Raw genomic sequence first — 16,953 nt, forward strand, 5'->3', positions numbered from 1 at the left:
ATGGGACAGCCGAAATGGGGAAAATGGAAAAATCGAGAAGAAGAGGAAAATCTTCTCTCCTCTGAGGTACGGCAGCAAATTGATGATTGGATCGCAAAATATCCCCCGGAGCAAAAGCAATCCGCGATTATTCCAGCCTTGCATATTGTGCAAGCAGCTAATGGGGGTTATTTAACTGATAAACTTTTGGATGCAGTAGCTGAATATCTGGAGATGCGTCCCATCAGTGTTTATGAGGTGGCTACGTTCTATTCCATGTATGAATTAAAGCCAATTGGTCGGCATAAAATCAGTGTTTGCACTAATATTTCATGTCAGCTTCGTGGCTCTGATGAGGTCGTGGCTCATTTGCGGAAACGTTTGGGCATCGGTTTCGGAGAGACGACGCCGGATCACCGTTTCACGGTTAAAGAAGCTGAATGCCTAGGCGCTTGTGGTGGAGCACCCATGATGATGGCGGGGCGTACTTATCATGAAAATTTAACACCAGCAAAGATCGATCAAATTCTTGAGGCTCTAAAATGATCGCTCTCAACCAAGTCTGTTTTCGCACCTTGGATCTCGATCCTCCGTGGGGGTTGGAAAGTTATCTAAAGGTGAAGGGGTATGAAGTTTGGAAACGCATTCTAAAAGAAAAAACTCCGCCTTCCAAGATCATTGATGAAATCAAAACTTCTGGCCTTCGAGGCCGCGGAGGGGCGGGATTTCCGACAGGATTGAAATGGAGCTTTATGCCCAAGGATTTAGCAGGTATCAAATATATTGTTTGTAACTCGGATGAGGGGGAGCCAGGTACCTTCAAAGACCGGGATATTCTCCGCTATAACCCCCATCAGTTGATTGAAGGCATGGCCATTGCGGGTTATACCATTGGTGCAACAGTAGGCTACAATTACACCCGCGGTGAATTCAGCGAGCCCATTGAACGCTTTGAAGATGCCTTGGAGGAAGCTTACCAAGCGGGCTTGCTGGGTAAAAATATCCTGGCATCAGGGGTCGACTTCGATCTCTACTCCCATCCCGGTGCGGGGGCTTATATTTGTGGCGAGGAGACAGCTTTGCTGGAATCCCTAGAGGGCAAAAAAGGCATGCCTCGCTATAAACCGCCATTTCCCGCGGGTTTTGGCCTCTATGGTAGGCCCACCACCATTAATAATACCGAGACTCTTGCTTCGGTGCCCGTGATTTTAGAGAAGGGAGGGCCATGGTTCTTGAAGTTGGGAACACCAACCAGTGGGGGAACCAAAATCTTTAGTGTCTCGGGGCATGTCAACCGGCCCGGTAATTATGAAGTCCCCATGGGGATCTCATTTAAAGACTTGCTTGAATTAGCGGGCGGGATGCGTAATGGAAATGCCCTAAAAGCGGTTATTCCTGGAGGGACTTCCGTGCCAGTAATGCCCGCGGAGACCATCATGGCCGCTAATATGGATTATGACTCGCTTGCTAAGGCGGGTTCGTTACTGGGCGCGGGTTCAGTCATCATTATGGATGAAACAACTTGTATGGTGCGGGCTCTGGAGCGGATCTCGGCCTTCTATCGCGAGGAATCCTGTGGCCAATGCACGCCTTGCCGGGAAGGGACGGGGTGGCTATATCGCGTGGTTCACCGCATTGAACAGGGCCAGGGTACGCAAGAAGATTTGGATAAGGTGGTCAATGTAGCCCAAAATATTGATGGCCATACTATTTGCGCGCTGGGAGATGCCGCTGCGGCGCCAGTAATAAGCTTTATCAAACACTTTCGGGATGAGTTTCAATATCACATCGATCATAAGCGATGCTTAGTCGGAAGCGGGTTCTGAAGGATGAAACCGGGAATGGTCAAAATTGAGATTGATGGCACTGAACTCCAGGTAAAGGCTGGGAAGATGCTCATCGAGGTAGCTGATGAGATTGGCGTTGATATCCCTCGGTTCTGCTATCACAAACATTTATCGATTGCTGCTAACTGCCGGATGTGCTTAGTGGAGGTGGAAAAATCCAGAAAACCCCTGCCTGCTTGTGCCACCCCTGTGGCGGATGGCATGAAGGTATTGACCAGTTCGCCCCGCGCTATTGCGGCCCAAAAGGGGGTGATGGAGTTTCTGCTCATTAATCACCCGTTGGATTGTCCTATCTGCGATCAAGGGGGGGAGTGCGAGTTACAAGATCTGGCCATGGGTTATGGTAATGATATTTCCCGCTTTACCGAGCGTAAACGGGTGGTAAAGGACAAGAATATCGGGTCTTTGATTAAAACCGATCTGACACGCTGTATCCACTGTACTCGCTGTGTTCGCTTTGGCCAGGAGATTGCTGGCATAAAGGAACTAGGGGCGACCGGGCGCGGTGAGCATATGGAGATTGGTACCTATATTGAGCAGAGTTTAGAGTCGGAATTAGCGGGAAATGTCATTGATCTTTGTCCGGTAGGCGCGTTGACAGACAAACCTTTCCGCTACCGTGCCCGGGCTTGGGAAATGGCGGGACATCCTACTATTTCTCCCCACGATAGTGTAGGCGCCAACATTGAATTGCATGTACGGCGGAATGAGGTGATGCGGGCCGTTCCCCGTGATAACGAAGCGGTGAATGAAACCTGGATCGCTGATCGCGACCGTTATGGCTGGCTTGGCTTAACCCACGAAGAACGGTTGCATCGGCCTATGGTTAAGCGGGAGGGCGTTTGGCGTGAAACCGACTGGGAGGAAGCATTAGAAACGGCTGCTAAGGGCCTGCAACGGATTGCTGAAGAGGCCGGAAGTACTCAGCTAGGTGGGCTTGCCTCGCCCTATGCGACTGTTGAGGAACTCTCCTTATTTCAGAAACTATTGCGAGGTCTGCATAGTAACAATATTGATCATCGCCTGCGGCGGCAAGATTTTCGTGATCAGGAATTTGAGCCAGAAGCGGTGCCTCTAGGCTGTACGATTGAAGAGCTGGAACAGTCGGATTGCATTTTAGTGGTGGGGGCTAATATACATAAGGAGCAACCTTTGCTTGGGCTGCGCCTGCGTAAAGCAGCGCTTCGAGGCGCAGCCCTTATGTGCATTAACCCCGTGGATTATCTAGTCCGCTTCCCCGTTGCAGAGAAGGTAATTGCGGGGCCTCAGGGTATAGTTCGAGCCTTGGCTGGTGTAGCTAAGTGTTTAGCAGTGAGCAAGGGCGAGTCCTTGGATGCTGAATGGACTTCTCTATTAGCTGATATTCAGCCTACCGAGACAGAGCGGGCCATGGCGGATCAGTTGGCTAATGCCTTGCACGGGCGGATATTATTAGGTGGGGTAGCTGAGGGACATCCTCACTTTTCGGTATTACGTGCTCTAGCAGATTTAGCGTGCCGGCTGGGTGGCTGCCAGCTAGGTTTTTTCCCCTCGGGAGGCAACGCTGTGGGAGCAGCCTTAGCCGGTGTTCTTCCCCATCGGGGGCCTGGGGGGAGCCGTGCGCCAGTACGGGGCCTCAATGGGCAGGCAATGCTTGAAGCAGAACTTCGGGGCTATGTGCTACTGGCGGTTGAACCTGAGTTTGACTGCGCCGATCCTCTATTGGCTCAGAAGGCTCTTCGGAATGCAGACTTTATTGTTTTATTAACGGCATTTCGCAGTCCGGCTATGCTGGACTACGCGAATGTGCTATTACCTATCGCCACCTATGTTGAGACCTCGGGAACTTTCGTAAACGCCGAAGGCCGTTGGCAGAGCTTTACAGGAGCTGTTCCTCCTCCAGGGGAGGCACGCCCGGCTTGGAAGGTGCTGCGAGTGCTTGCTAATCTGCTGCAAATTCCCGGTTTCAATTATCTTTCTTCCCAAGAGATTCATGACGAGCTGCGCCATCAAATAGAGAATCTTGCTAAGCCCCAGGCATCAACCCCATGGCATCCAGAAACGCTTGGAAGCGCGAATGATGGTAATTATTTAGTGCGTATCGCGGACACCTTTATCTACGGGACGGATGGATTGGTTCGGCGTAGCCGCCCGTTGCAGGAAAGTCCCGATGGTCAAGCGGCTGGTCAAGCTTATATGAATAGCGCTGATGCGGCCCGGCTAGGTCTAAGCGATGCCGAACGGATTACGGTGGACCAAGGGAATGGGCAAGTCACTTTACCTTTTGTGGTTGATGACACTGTAGCGGAAGGGTGTTTACGGCTGGCTGCTGCCTTTGAAGAGGCGGGGGCCTTGGGCGCTCCTTTTATGCCCATTAAGGTTACCGCAGCGGAGTAAGGTTATATGTTTGATTTTCTACCTTCATCGCTTCAGGTGACGCTGCCGATTCTCTTTAAGATCGTAGTTATCGTGTTGCCGCTGATATTGATAGTCGCTTGGTTGACTTTCGCCGAGCGGAAGATCATTGGCTATATGCAGGGCCGGATAGGTCCAAATCGCGTTGGACCTAGGGGTTGGCTGCAGCCTATTGCGGATACCGTCAAGCTCCTTCTGAAGGAAATTATTATCCCGGCTAGCGCCAACCGAATTCTGTTTTTGCTGGCGCCGGTGCTTGCTATTGCTCCAGCCCTTGCTGTTTGGGCCGTGGTCCCTTTCGATGCCCATTTAGTTCTCGCGGATATCAACGCTGCTTTACTGTACATTCTCGCCATTGGCTCCATGAGCGTGTATGGCATTATCCTGGCGGGTTGGGCTTCCAACTCCAAATATGCTTTTCTGGGGGCCATGCGTTCTGCCGCTCAAGTCGTGTCTTATGAAATCGCTATGGGCTTTGCGCTGGTGGGTGTACTGATTGCGGGTGGTAGCCTTAATCTTGGTGAGATCGTGCAAGCCCAGGAAGGGGGGTTCTGGCACTGGTTTTGGTTGCCCTTATTTCCTTTGTTCCTAATTTATTTCATCTCTGGGGTGGCAGAGACTAACCGTTTGCCTTTTGATGTGGCCGAGGGTGAATCTGAGATTGTTGCCGGTTTTCATGTGGAATATTCTGGGATGGCTTTTGCCCTTTTTTTTCTCGCTGAATACATTGAGATGATCCTAGTGTCGACTCTGGCGGCTTTGATGTTTCTGGGCGGATGGTTATCTCCATTTCAGGGAACAGTACTAGAAGCAATATTTGGATGGGTTCCCGGCATCGTTTGGCTCCTGATAAAGACGGCTATATTTTTATTCTTTTACCTTTGGTTTCGGGCTACTTTCCCTCGTTATCGATACGATCAAATTATGCGCCTTGGTTGGAAGGTATTTATTCCTATCACCATCGTTTGGTTGTTGGTAGTAGGGGGCGCGCGGGTTGCCCAGCTAGGCCCTTGGTTCACGTAAGGAGTAATCATTATGAATACCCTGCGTTCGTACGTTAAGAGCTTTTTATTGTGGGAATTACTGCTGGGTCTTAAATTGACTGGCCGTTATTTGTTCACAAAAAAGGTTACAGTCCAGTTCCCCGAAGAACGGACGCCCCAATCACCCCGATTCCGTGGTCTTCATGCTTTACGTCGTTATCCCAACGGTGAAGAGCGTTGTATTGCCTGCAAGCTCTGCGAGGCTGTTTGCCCGGCGTTAGCGATCACCATTGATTCCGAGCAACGGGACGATGGAACTCGTCGTACGACTCGTTATGACATTGATCTTTTTAAGTGTATTTACTGCGGTTTTTGTGAGGAGTCCTGCCCGGTCGATTCTATCGTGGAGACTCGGATTCTTGATTATCATTTTGAAGAGCGGGGAGAGCATATTCTCCACAAAGAGCAATTATTGGCGCTGGGCGATAAGTATGAAGCCCAAATTGCTGCCGATAGGGCTGCTGATGCGCCTTATCGTTAACTAGGGCTTTATAGGCTGCTGCCTCATGGAAAAGACTCTTTTTTATATCTTTGCTGCTATTTTGCTGTTTGCGGCAACTATGGTAGTTACTGTACGTAACCCTGTGCGAGCAGCCTTATTTTTGGTTTTGGCTTTTTTTACTAGCGCTGCTATCTGGCTTTTGCTGGAAGCTGAGTTTCTGGCGATTGTGTTGGTGTTGGTTTATATCGGTGCGGTTATGGTGTTATTCCTGTTTGTGGTGATGATGCTGGATATGAATCTGGCGCCACTGCAGGAAGGCTTTGCTCGGTACTTGCCCGTTGGGCTTTTGGTAGCAGTGCTCATTGCCATTGAAATGATAATGGTGCTAGGAAGCAAAAACTTTGGCCTTGATCAATTCACTGTCCCTGTTGCCCGCGGGGCTGATTACAACAACACGAAGGAGTTGGGGAATTTACTTTACACTGTTTACGTTTATCCTTTTGAACTAGCTTCGGTTATCCTTCTAGTCGCTATTGTCGCGGCCATTGCTTTAGCACTGCGGCGGCGTCCAAGTAAAACGCAAGATCCTGTGCAACAGGTGCGGGTACGGCCTCAAGATCGAGTCAGATTGGTCAAGATGACCGCCGAGAAGTCCCAAAAAATAAACTAGATCCAATAATGATTGCATTATCCGATTTTTTAATCCTGGGGGCGCTATTGTTTTGCCTCTCCGTTGCTGGAATTTTTCTTAACCGGAAAAATATTATCATTCTATTAATGTCCATTGAGCTTATGCTGCTGGCCGTTAATATGAATTTCGTGGCTTTTTCCCACTTTCTGGAAGATATGGCGGGACAAGTTTTTGTTTTTTTTATACTCACGGTAGCCGCGGCGGAAAGCGCCATTGGTTTGGCGATTCTGGTGGTTTTATTCCGGAATAGGCGGACCATTAATGTGGGTGATTTGGATAATTTAAAGGGCTAGGTACGATGGAAGTCCAGACTCTTGGGATTGTGCTTGCGCCCCTGATCGGCAGCATCATTGCTGGCTTGTTTGGAAAGAAGATTGGGCGCATCTGGTCCCATCGAGCCGCTATTGCTGGGGTAAGCATTGCATTTTTGTTATCTCTCATGGTGTTTAAGCAGGTAGTGGTGGATGGGGTCACCTATAATGAGGCCGTCTACACTTGGGCTGCCGTTGGCGATTTACGCGTGGAAATCGGTTTTCTCATTGATCGTTTAAGCGCGCTAATGATGGTAGTGGTGACCTTTGTTTCCCTGATGGTACATATCTATACCATCGGCTATATGGCGGATGATCCCGGCTATCAGCGTTTTTTTAGCTATATCGCTCTTTTCACTTTTTCCATGCTGATGTTGGTCATGGCAAATAATTTCCTCCAATTGTTTTTTGGATGGGAAGCCGTGGGCTTGGTGTCCTACCTATTGATAGGTTTCTGGTATAAGCGGGAATCCGCCATTTATGCCAGTCTTAAAGCCTTTTTAGTTAACCGGATTGGTGATATAGGTTTTTTGCTGGGGATCGCCTGCGTATTAATGTATACGGGGAGCCTGGATTATGTAGAGGTATTTGCCGTGGTGCCCACGCTGACGGAGGAAACACTTTCTGCTTGGCCAGGAACCGCTTGGTCGGTGCTGACGGTGATAGGAATTTTACTCTTCATTGGTGCTATGGGTAAATCGGCGCAAGCACCTTTACATGTTTGGTTGCCGGATTCCATGGAAGGTCCGACCCCGATTTCAGCTCTTATTCACGCGGCAACCATGGTGACCGCGGGTATTTTTATGGTCGCTCGGATGTCGCCGATCTATGAACTGTCTGAAACCGCTCTGAGCGTTATTTTGGTGATTGGGGCAGTGACGGCTTTCTTTATGGGGCTGATAGGTATCGTCCAAAATGATATCAAGCGGGTAATTGCCTATTCTACTTTGTCGCAATTAGGGTATATGACAGTAGCCCTTGGAGCTTCCGCCTATGCGGCGGGAATCTTTCATCTTATGACTCATGCCTTTTTTAAGGCCCTGCTTTTCCTTGGGGCGGGTTCGGTCATTATTGCCATGCACCATGAGCAGGATATGCGTAAGATGGGCGGGCTGAAAAAATATATGCCTATCACCTACTGGACTGCCTTCATAGGTGCTTTGGCCTTGATCGGATTTCCTGGTTTTTCCGGGTATTTCTCCAAGGATTCTATTATCGAGGCCGTTCATGCCTCCGAGCTTCCCGGCGCCGGTTTTGCCTATGCGATGGTTCTTTCCGGTGTATTTGTTACGGCTTTTTACACCTTTCGAATGTTGTTTCTTACTTTCCATGGCAAGGAGCGAATGGATAAGCATACCCAGAAACAGCTTAAAGAATCTCCAGCCGTGGTGACTATTCCGTTGGTATTGCTAGCGATACCCTCCGTAATTGCGGGTTTTTGTATCGAAGCATTCTTGTTTGGTGGCTTTTTTGGCGAGGCGATTACGGTTTTGCCGGCGCATGATGTGCTGACAGAAGTAGGGGCTGAATTTCATAAGGGGATCGCCTCTTTTGCTTTGCACGGGTTTGAGGGGATTCCTTTTGCGCTGTCTATGATCGGAGTGATAGCAGCTTGGTATTTATACCTCAAGCGCCCTCAGTTGCCAGGGCTATTACGGACGCGTTTTGGCCTGCTTTATTGGGCTTTGAGTAACAAATTTGGTTTCGATCGCTTCAATGAAATTGTCTTTGCAGGTGGCGCTCGTCAGGCGGGCAAGTTACTTTCACAGCTTGGAGATCGCATGCTGATTGACGGCTTTTTTGTCAATGGAACAGCGCGGGTAGTTGGCATAATCGCTCAAATTACCCGTTATTTGCAGTCCGGTTATCTTTTTCATTATGCCTTTGCCATGATTTTAGGGCTGCTTTTTCTTATCGGCGGTTTCGTTATTTACGGGGGCTAAAAAGGCATGTTAACTGGATTATCGCTCCTCTCCTTGGTTATTTGGCTACCTATTTTGGGTGGTTTCCTGGTGCTAGCTGCCGGTAATCATGTGGAGCGTGTTCGTTGGCTTTCACTGGGGATTTCAGGGTTAACTTTTGTGGTGAGCTGGTCGCTGTATACGGGCTTTGATACCAGCACGGCCGCTATGCAATTTCAAGAGAAACTTTCTTGGGTTGAAACCTTCGACGTTTATTATCATTTAGGGATCGATGGCATTTCCATGCCGCTCATCATCCTCACCACGTTTTCCACGGTGTTGGTTGTGGTTGCGGGTTGGCGGGTTATCGAACACAAATTAGCGCAATACATGGCCAGCTTCCTGATTATGGAAGGGCTGATGAACGGTGTTTTTGCGGCCTTAGATGCGGTTTTGTTCTATTTTTTCTTCGAGGGCATGCTAATCCCCTTATTTTTAATCATTGGAATTTGGGGAGGACCCAACCGGATCTACGCTACGCTTAAATTTTTTCTTTATACTTTCCTGGGCTCTGTCTTTTTTCTGCTTGCGCTTCTCTATTTACGCAGTGTTACTGGCGGTTTTTCCATCTTGGAATTCCACCAAGTACCCCTGGATATGCAGGCCCAGATAGGGATATTTTTGGCCTTTCTGCTTGCCTTTGCGGTGAAAGTACCCATGTGGCCCGTTCATACTTGGTTGCCGGATGCCCATGTGGAGGCCCCCACGGGGGGATCGGTGATCTTGGCGGCCATCACTCTCAAGATAGGCGCTTATGGTTTTATGCGGTTTAGTTTGCCTATTACGCCCGATGCTAGTATGGCGCTCAATTGGCTCATTATTACCCTATCGCTTATTGCCGTAGTGTATATTGGTTTAGTGGCGATAGTGCAGGAAGATCTTAAGAAGCTGATTGCTTATTCCAGTATTGCCCACATGGGATTCGTGACTCTCGGGTTGTTTATTGCTTTTGCTATTTTTTCCCAGAGCATTGAAGGTGATGGTGCCCTGTTGGGTTTGGAAGGAGCGTTGGTACAGATGATCTCCCACGGTCTGGTTTCCGCAGCCATGTTTTTGTGTGTCGGGGTTTTATATGATCGGCTGCGCACGCGGTTAATTAAGGATTATGGTGGCGTTGTGAATAGGATGCCGATATTCGCCTCTCTTATGGTCTTGTTTGCTATGGCCAACGTGGGTTTGCCGGGCACTTCGGGATTTGTGGGTGAATTTTTAGTCATTCTGGGCGCTTTCCAGGCGGACTTTTGGTACGCTTTTTTCGCTTCGATGACGTTGATTCTGGGGGCTACTTATACTCTTTGGATGATCAAGCGGGTGGTTTTTGGAGATATCGCTAACGATAAGGTTGCCACCATGGAGGATCTTAACTCGCGAGAGTTTCTGGTGCTGGGAACTTTGGCAGCGGCGGTGCTGTTGCTTGGCGTTTGGCCGCAGCCCCTGCTAGAAGTGATGCATACTTCCCTGGAACACTTGCTATCCCAGATGGCAGCATCAAAATTGGTCTAAAGCCGTATTATTGGCTGTGAATTCCACCTCCTTTTGGGTTTTGAAAGAAGTGACACGATGAGTTTCGATATACCTGATTTTCTGCCTGCATTACCGGAAATAGCCGTCCTTGGAATGGGTTGTGTGCTGTTGTTAGCCGTTGCGTACGGTGGCCGACAAAGCGGCAAAATCGCTTATTGGATTACCCAATTAACATTAGTGATCGCCGCATTGCTCACCTTTTATTCTCTGGACTATTCCTCCCAGAGTGTCACTTTCAATGGTAGCTATATTAAAGATTCGCTAAGCGACACCTTAAAGCTGTTTATCTACATTATCGTTTTTGGGGTGTTTCTTTATTCCCGTGACTACCTACAAGCGAGAGCTCTGGATAAAGGTGAATTCTACGTATTAGGCTTGTTTGGCGTGCTGGGCATGATGGTGATTGCTTCGGCCCACCATTTTCTGACTCTCTATTTAGGACTTGAACTGCTCTCTCTTAACCAGTATGCCATGGTAGCCTTGCTGCGAAATAATCGTTGGGCTTCCGAAGCGGCCATGAAATATTTTGTGCTAGGCGCTTTGGCTTCCGGCATGCTGTTATACGGTATGTCCATGATCTACGGGGTAACTGGCGATCTTCATGTTGCTGCCGTAGCGGAAGGAATAGGGGGAAGCGGCAATAGCCAGGTTTTGGTATTCGGGGTGGTATTTATCGTAGTGGGGCTGGCGTTTAAGCTTGGTGCCGTGCCTTTCCACATGTGGTTGCCCGATGTGTATCATGGTGCGCCCACGGCGGTGACCCTGTATATTGGCACAGCGCCTAAAATCGCGGCATTTGCTTTGCTCATGCGCCTGCTGGTGGAAGCGCTAGGAGAGGTGCAGCCCCACTGGCAGGATATGCTAATCGTTCTTTCCGTTCTCTCCATGGCTATCGGTAACGTTGTCGCTATTGCCCAGACCAATCTTAAGCGAATGCTGGCCTATTCCACCATAGCCCATGTAGGTTTTCTCTTGCTGGGAATCTTGACGGGTACTGGAGTAGGTTACGCTGCCGCCATGTTTTATATTATTGTTTACGCCTTGATGAGTCTGGGGAGCTTTGGCATGATTATTTTTCTTTCCCGATCCGATTTTGAAGCTGATCGCCTGGAGGACTTTAAAGGATTGAACGAGCGTAGCCCTTGGTTTGCCTTTATGATGCTTATTCTGATGTTCTCTCTAGCAGGGGTACCGCCTACCGTAGGATTTTACGCTAAATGGGCGGTGATCATGGCGATTATTGATAAGGGATTGATTTGGTTGGCGGTCGTTGCGGTATTATTTTCCGTGATTGGGGCTTTTTATTACCTGCGGGTGATTAAATTTATGTATTTCGACAGTTCCGCGGAAAAGATTTCCCTGAGCGAACGTGCCGATTTCCGCTGGTGTATGAGTGCTAATGGCCTTGCCATGTTGGGATTGGGTATCTTCCCTGGCGCCCTAATGGGGCTGTGCGTAGCAGTATTGGGTTGAAAAATAAACTAGCGATGAAAGCCATAGTTATGACGGCAACGGGAGGCCCCGAAGTCCTGCAACTGCAAACGCTGCCGAAGCCTACAATCCGTCAACCTGGCGAAGTTCTGATTCAACTCAAAGGGGCTGGAATTAACCCGGTAGATACTAAACTGCGAACCCGGGGTACTTTCTACCCAGACCGCTCCCCGACAATTCTCGGTTGCGATGGGGCAGGCATTGTGGATGCTGTGGGCGAAGAGGTTAAAAATTTCAAGAAAGGAGATGAGGTTTATTTTTGCTTTGGAGGCATTGGAGGCCCGGAAGGGAATTATAGGGAATATGCGGTAGTGGACCATCGCTTTATCGCTAAAAAACCCAAAAAACTCTCCTTTGTTGAGGCTAGCGCTGCACCCCTGGTTTTGATAACTGCGTGGGAAGCACTGCATGATCGGGCACAAATCCAGCCAGAGCACAGGGTGCTTATTCACGGTGGCGCGGGAGGTGTGGGCCATGTGGCTATTCAGTTGGCTAAACAGACGGGGGCTCAGGTCTGTACTACCGTAAGTTCCGAAGAGAAAGGGGAGTTCGCCCGCTCCCTGGGAGCGGACCATGTTATTAACTACCGGGAAACGGATTTTGTCGAAGCCATCATGGAATGGACGGACAGCAAAGGGGTGGACGTGGCATTTGATACGGTGGGGGGAGAAACTTTTGCAAAGAGCTGCGGAGCCGTCGCCATGTATGGGGATTTAGTCACCATTCTGCAGCCGGATGCTAATATGAATTGGAGTACGGCGCGAGCGCGTAATCTTCGCTTTAGTTTGGAATTGATGCTGACTCCTATGCACCAGGGTCTTATCTCTGCCTTAGAACATCAAACGGATATCCTGCATTGCTGCGCTGAATTATTCGACTCCGAGCGTCTTCGGCTCCACCTCCAGCAGACCTTTCCCTTGGCGGAAGCGGCGGCTGCCCACCGTTTGCTGGAGCAGGGAGGGATGATGGGTAAATTAGCCCTTGAGGTGGGTTAGCTTGCCTCTAAACTAGTCTTATAGCTAGACGAGTGGGATGTCCATTTATATATGGTGTTGTCGATCCTGCTCAAGCAAGGCCAGCATTGTGGCCATATCTTCAGGTAGGGGCGCTTCCCAATTCATTGCCTGCTTCTTTTCCGGATGAACCAAACCTAAGCGGGCGGCATGCAAGGCTTGGCGCTTGAAATGGCGCAAGGCAGTGCTCAGTTCTTCACTACTTTCCCTAGGAATATGCAGACGTTTCCCATAAGTGGGGTCTCCTAATAGGGGGTAGCCAATATGGGCCAAGTGGACTCGGATTTGGTGAGTCCGGCCTGTCTCCAGGCGGCATAAAATATGGGTATGGATCCGAAAGCGGGACACTACCCGATAGTGAGTGAGGGCGGGCTTTCCTGTGGAAATGACCGCCATTCGCTTGCGATTCACCGGATGGCGCTGGATAGGCGCCTCGATCCTTCCCCCGCTGGTCATGACGCCGACGGTAATCGCTTGGTACTCCCGAGTGATGCGGCGTGCCTGTAATTGTTGGATGAGTCCATGATGAGCGACAAGATTTCGCGCTACCACCAGTAAGCCACTGGTATCTTTATCTAGGCGGTGGACGATTCCAGCCCGCGGGATTCGCTCTAGCTCCGGCGCATGGTGCAAGAGTGCATTGACCAGGGTGCCATCCCGGTTACCCGCGGCCGGGTGCACCACTAGGCCGGCGGGCTTGTTGACCACAATGATCGCTTCATCTTCGTATATAATTTCCAAGGGAAGAGGCTGGGATTTCCAGCCAGTTTCTGCCTCGGCTTCCGCAATGACGACGATCCATTCACCCCCTTGAACGGTATCCCGGGGGCGGGCGAGGGCATCATTGACTTTGACCTGCCCATGCTTGATCCATTGCTGCAGGCGGCTGCGGGAATAGGCGGGAAAAACCTGCGCTAGGGCTTGATCTAAACGTTTTCCCGCCAGCTCAGAAGGAAGGGTGATACTCAGTTCTATGGTTTCCCGCACAGGGCTTTAGTTATTAAATAGTTTGCTGGGACGCAAATTTTACCATTTTTGACCGAGGGTATCCCTTGGATGCCTTGGCTCGCTTTTCGTGAATCAGTGCGAAGATCCCCCTATTTCTATGGAATAGAGCTTGAACCCGTCCCGTAGACATAATGAGAGCTTCTCGCTAAAAAAGGTTGGATGGCCTATAGTTGAGAGCATGACTCAGGATTTATTCGAAAATTTTTCATGCCAAATCCATCAGTAAAAAACCATTTGCAGGGACAGACCAGTCCCTATTTGCTACAACATGTGGATAATCCAGTTGCTTGGTATCCCTGGGGTGAAGAGGCACTAGTGCGAGCCCAGGGGGAGGATAAACCTATTTTGCTTTCTATTGGTTATTCCGCTTGTCATTGGTGCCACGTGATGGCCCATGAATCTTTTGAGAACCCGGAAACAGCGGCGGTAATGAATGAGCATTTCATCAATATCAAGGTTGACCGAGAAGAGCGCCCAGATCTGGATCAGATTTACCAGCTAGCCCAGCAAATGTTGACGGGACGCCCTGGTGGCTGGCCACTTACGATGTTCCTGGAACCGGTTAAGCAAGCTCCTTTTTTCGGCGGTACTTATTTTCCTCCCGAGGAGCGTCATGGTTTGCCTGGTTTTAAGGATTTGCTTCAACGGGTGGCAGAATATTTTCATACTCGCCGGGAGGTTATCCAATCCCAGAACGAGCGTTTGCTTGATGCCTTTGAAAAACTAGATGGGCGGTCTTCAGCGGCGGAAGTGGAAGGGTTGAATAGAGCGCCTTTGCAGGCGGCCCATCAACAGCTAGCCCAGGCTTTCGATTCCCGTTATGGCGGTTTCAGGGGCGCGCCTAAATTTCCTAATCCAAGCATTATTGAACGCTGCTTGCGGGATGCCCATGGGGAACATATAACAGAAGACGAGAAACAGCAGGCACTTACCATGGCCCGGCTGACCCTGGAACAAATGGCCCAGGGAGGAATATATGATCAGCTGGGAGGCGGATTCTGCCGTTATTCCGTGGATGAAAAGTGGAGAATCCCCCATTTTGAAAAAATGCTGTACGACAACGGCCAACTGTTGGTGCTCTATAGGGATGCCTATCGTCTCTGGGGCAACGGGATTTTCCGGCGAATTCTGGAGGAGACTGGGCACTGGGTGGTGCGGGAAATGCAGTCTCCCGAAGGGGGATATTACTCTTCCCTGGATGCGGACTCCGAGGGTCATGAGGGAAAGTTTTACGTTTGGACCCGGGAGCAAGTACGCGCCTTGCTGGACGATGAGAAATATACTTTGGCGGTGCGTTATTTTAGCCTTGATCAGCCGGCGAATTTTGAAGGCCATTGGCATTTATATGCGGCAATGACCCCCGAGGCTTTGGCCGAGGAGATGAAGGTACCGGCTCCAGGTCTGCAAGAGCAATTGACTGCCGCCAAGCAGAAATTGTTTGCTGCCCGGGAAGCGCGTATCCGCCCAGGGCGGGATGATAAAATTCTTACTGCCTGGAATAGCCTCATGATCAAAGGGATGGCGGCTGCCGGGCAGGCGCTGGCGCAGCCTGTTTTTATCGCCTCTGCCGAAAAGGCTGTGGATTTTGTGCGGGCACACCTGTGGCAAAAGGGCCGTTTGCTGGTCAGTTATAAGGATGGACGGGCGCAGCACCAGGGTTATTTGGATGATTATGCTTTTCTGCTGGATGCCTTGCTGGAGTTGCTTCAAGTCCGCTGGCGCGATGGAGATTTGGCCTTTGCCGTTGATCTGGCCGAAGCTGTTCTGGGACACTTTGAGGATAAGGCGCAGGGGGGATTTTACTTTACCGCTGACGATCATGAAACCCTTATTCATCGGCCAGTACCTCTCATGGATAATGCTACCCCCGCGGGAAATGGAATATTAGCCTGGAGTTTGCTCCGGCTGGGACATCTCTTGGGTGAAATGCGCTATCTGAAGGCTGCGGAAAATACGCTCAAGGCGGCCTGGGAGAGCCTTCAACAAACGCCCCATGCTCACTGTAGCCTGCTCAAAGCCTTGGAAGAATGGCTTACTCCTCCGCAAATAGTCATTCTGCGGGGGAGTGGGGAAGAACTGGAGAGTTGGCGGGCAGTGGCCGCAGCGGCGTATGCGCCACGGCGGGTCACCTTGGCTATTCCCCTTGAGGCCCAGTATTTACCAGGGATATTAGGGGAATACTGGCCACAAGAAGCCGCGGTGACCGCCTATGTCTGTAGCGGTCATACTTGCTCAGCCCCCCTCACCCAGAGAGAAGCTTTGAAGGAACATTTAGCCGCTCAGGGTCGGTAGTGGAAGTTCTCCTTAAAAAGATCCCAAAATTCTGCTAACTCAAAGGCATGATTTTGGGTGCCGTGATGCCCGATTTTAATAGCGCCCAGGAGGGAGGCAATGCGGCCCGTCGTCTCCCAGTCCATAGCGCGAGCAAGGCCGTAGAGTATGCCCGCCCGGTAGGCGTCCCCGCAGCCGGTGGGATCAGTCGGCGCAGTAGCTTTGGCGGCGGGAATTTCAAAGTGGTAGCCAGGGGTATAAATGGAGGAACCCTCCGCCCCTCGGGTAATGATCAAGGCGTCCACGCGCTCGGCGAGCTTTCGGGTGGAGAGTCCTGTTCGTTTCTGAAATAACTGGGCCTCGTAATCGTTTAAGGTAATCCAGGTGGCTTGCTCGCTAAATTTGAGCAGCTCCTCGCCGGTGAACATGGGTAGTCCTTGTCCCGGATCGAAGATAAAAGGGATTCCCGCCGCCTGGAATTGTTGTCCGTGGGCAATCATCCCTTCCCGCCCATCGGGGGCGACGATTCCCCGTTCTACCCCTTCGGCATCCTCGACCCGGTTCTCATGGGAAAAATTCATGGCGCCGGGATGAAAAGCGGTAATTTGGTTGGCGTCCATATCCGTGGTGATAAAAGCCTGAGCCGTGTACGTATCATTGATCAGACGGATATGGCGGCGGGAGATGCCTATTTGGTCCAGCCATTGCTGATAAGGGTCAAAGTCGTTGCCGACCGTGCCCATGGGCAGAGGATCGCCTTTGAGCAGGTGTAAATTGTAGGCGATGTTGCCTGCGCAACCTCCAAACTCTCGCCGTAACTGGGGTACCAGAAAGGACACATTAAGGATATGCACCTTATCGGGAAGGATATGGTTTTTAAACCGATCATTGAATACCATGATGGTATCGTAGGCAAAGGAGCCGCAAATTAAGGCTGTCATCTTTAATACTTTAGCTTATATTAATTAAAAGTTTACT

Annotated in this window: 14 protein-coding genes; 12 read left to right on the plus strand and 2 right to left on the minus strand. The window is 50.2% G+C overall.

The window, feature by feature from the left end; translation table 11 throughout:
- The 11 genes from nuoE to NWAT_RS02815 are packed head-to-tail and all read left to right on the plus strand — an operon-like array spanning nt 1 to nt 12,678.
- Complete coding sequence (nuoE, locus tag NWAT_RS02765) at nt 1-525, plus strand: NADH-quinone oxidoreductase subunit NuoE (protein WP_013219630.1); 525 nt, start codon at nt 1-3, stop codon at nt 523-525.
- Nucleotides 522-1,805 (plus strand): NADH-quinone oxidoreductase subunit NuoF, encoded by a 1,284-nt coding sequence (gene nuoF, locus NWAT_RS02770; protein WP_013219631.1) that lies wholly within the window; start codon nt 522-524, stop codon nt 1,803-1,805. The genes nuoE and nuoF overlap by 4 nt, the downstream gene beginning before the upstream one ends.
- A gap of 15 nt (nt 1,806-1,820) precedes the next feature.
- Nucleotides 1,821-4,202, plus strand: coding sequence for an NADH-quinone oxidoreductase subunit NuoG (gene nuoG / locus NWAT_RS02775; protein WP_013219632.1), 2,382 nt, complete (start codon nt 1,821-1,823; stop codon nt 4,200-4,202).
- Nucleotides 4,203-4,208: 6 nt separating this feature from the next.
- Nucleotides 4,209-5,243, plus strand: coding sequence for an NADH-quinone oxidoreductase subunit NuoH (gene nuoH, locus NWAT_RS02780; RefSeq protein WP_013219633.1), 1,035 nt, complete (start codon nt 4,209-4,211; stop codon nt 5,241-5,243).
- 12 nt (nt 5,244-5,255) lie between these two features.
- Nucleotides 5,256-5,744 carry an NADH-quinone oxidoreductase subunit NuoI gene (nuoI, locus tag NWAT_RS02785; RefSeq protein WP_013219634.1) on the plus strand — a complete coding sequence of 163 codons (489 nt, stop codon included), beginning with the start codon at nt 5,256-5,258 and terminating at the stop codon, nt 5,742-5,744.
- A 25-nt stretch (nt 5,745-5,769) separates the two neighbouring features.
- Nucleotides 5,770-6,375 (plus strand): NADH-quinone oxidoreductase subunit J, encoded by a 606-nt coding sequence (locus tag NWAT_RS02790; protein ID WP_013219635.1) that lies wholly within the window; start codon nt 5,770-5,772, stop codon nt 6,373-6,375.
- 8 nt (nt 6,376-6,383) lie between these two features.
- On the plus strand, nt 6,384-6,689 hold the full coding sequence (gene nuoK / locus NWAT_RS02795; protein WP_004269138.1) for an NADH-quinone oxidoreductase subunit NuoK: 306 nt from the start codon (nt 6,384-6,386) through the stop codon (nt 6,687-6,689).
- Nucleotides 6,690-6,694: 5 nt separating this feature from the next.
- The gene (gene nuoL, locus NWAT_RS02800) at nt 6,695-8,650 is read left to right on the plus strand and encodes an NADH-quinone oxidoreductase subunit L (RefSeq protein ID WP_013219636.1); all 1,956 of its coding nucleotides are present in this window, start codon (nt 6,695-6,697) and stop codon (nt 8,648-8,650) included.
- Nucleotides 8,651-8,656: 6 nt separating this feature from the next.
- Complete coding sequence (locus NWAT_RS02805) at nt 8,657-10,171, plus strand: NADH-quinone oxidoreductase subunit M (RefSeq protein ID WP_013219637.1); 1,515 nt, start codon at nt 8,657-8,659, stop codon at nt 10,169-10,171.
- A 57-nt stretch (nt 10,172-10,228) separates the two neighbouring features.
- Nucleotides 10,229-11,665, plus strand: a complete 1,437-nt coding sequence (gene nuoN / locus NWAT_RS02810) for an NADH-quinone oxidoreductase subunit NuoN (protein WP_013219638.1) — start codon at nt 10,229-10,231, stop codon at nt 11,663-11,665.
- 14 nt (nt 11,666-11,679) lie between these two features.
- The gene (locus NWAT_RS02815) at nt 11,680-12,678 is read left to right on the plus strand and encodes a zinc-dependent alcohol dehydrogenase family protein (RefSeq protein WP_041350853.1); all 999 of its coding nucleotides are present in this window, start codon (nt 11,680-11,682) and stop codon (nt 12,676-12,678) included.
- Between the two features lie 45 nt (nt 12,679-12,723).
- Here NWAT_RS02815 and rluD read toward each other — a convergent pair whose 3' ends face one another.
- Nucleotides 12,724-13,683 carry a 23S rRNA pseudouridine(1911/1915/1917) synthase RluD gene (gene rluD / locus NWAT_RS02820; RefSeq protein WP_013219640.1) on the minus strand — a complete coding sequence of 320 codons (960 nt, stop codon included), beginning with the start codon at nt 13,681-13,683 and terminating at the stop codon, nt 12,724-12,726.
- 228 nt (nt 13,684-13,911) lie between these two features.
- Here rluD and NWAT_RS02825 point away from each other — a divergent pair, with 228 nt between their 5' ends.
- The gene (locus NWAT_RS02825) at nt 13,912-15,996 is read left to right on the plus strand and encodes a thioredoxin domain-containing protein (RefSeq protein WP_013219641.1); all 2,085 of its coding nucleotides are present in this window, start codon (nt 13,912-13,914) and stop codon (nt 15,994-15,996) included.
- Here NWAT_RS02825 and NWAT_RS02830 read toward each other — a convergent pair.
- On the minus strand, nt 15,984-16,916 hold the full coding sequence (locus NWAT_RS02830) for a carbohydrate kinase family protein (protein WP_013219642.1): 933 nt from the start codon (nt 16,914-16,916) through the stop codon (nt 15,984-15,986). The two genes, NWAT_RS02825 and NWAT_RS02830, sit on opposite strands and share 13 nt — an antisense overlap.
- Nucleotides 16,917-16,953 lie beyond the last annotated feature (37 nt).

This window comes from Nitrosococcus watsonii C-113 (assembly GCF_000143085.1).
GTDB lineage: Bacteria > Pseudomonadota > Gammaproteobacteria > Nitrosococcales > Nitrosococcaceae > Nitrosococcus > Nitrosococcus watsonii.

Coding starts and splice junctions, on each gene's coding strand:
- NWAT_RS02825 (WP_013219641.1), top strand. CDS start 13,912: ATGCCAAATCCATCAGTAAAAAACCATTTGCAGGGACAGACCAGTCCC.
- nuoN (WP_013219638.1), top strand. CDS start 10,229: ATGAGTTTCGATATACCTGATTTTCTGCCTGCATTACCGGAAATAGCC.
- nuoK (WP_004269138.1), top strand. CDS start 6,384: ATGATTGCATTATCCGATTTTTTAATCCTGGGGGCGCTATTGTTTTGC.
- nuoG (WP_013219632.1), top strand. CDS start 1,821: ATGGTCAAAATTGAGATTGATGGCACTGAACTCCAGGTAAAGGCTGGG.
- nuoF (WP_013219631.1), top strand. CDS start 522: ATGATCGCTCTCAACCAAGTCTGTTTTCGCACCTTGGATCTCGATCCT.
- nuoH (WP_013219633.1), top strand. CDS start 4,209: ATGTTTGATTTTCTACCTTCATCGCTTCAGGTGACGCTGCCGATTCTC.
- nuoE (WP_013219630.1), top strand. CDS start 1: ATGGGACAGCCGAAATGGGGAAAATGGAAAAATCGAGAAGAAGAGGAA.
- nuoL (WP_013219636.1), top strand. CDS start 6,695: ATGGAAGTCCAGACTCTTGGGATTGTGCTTGCGCCCCTGATCGGCAGC.
- NWAT_RS02790 (WP_013219635.1), top strand. CDS start 5,770: ATGGAAAAGACTCTTTTTTATATCTTTGCTGCTATTTTGCTGTTTGCG.
- NWAT_RS02805 (WP_013219637.1), top strand. CDS start 8,657: ATGTTAACTGGATTATCGCTCCTCTCCTTGGTTATTTGGCTACCTATT.
- NWAT_RS02815 (WP_041350853.1), top strand. CDS start 11,680: ATGAAAGCCATAGTTATGACGGCAACGGGAGGCCCCGAAGTCCTGCAA.
- nuoI (WP_013219634.1), top strand. CDS start 5,256: ATGAATACCCTGCGTTCGTACGTTAAGAGCTTTTTATTGTGGGAATTA.
- NWAT_RS02830 (WP_013219642.1), bottom strand. CDS start 16,916: ATGACAGCCTTAATTTGCGGCTCCTTTGCCTACGATACCATCATGGTA.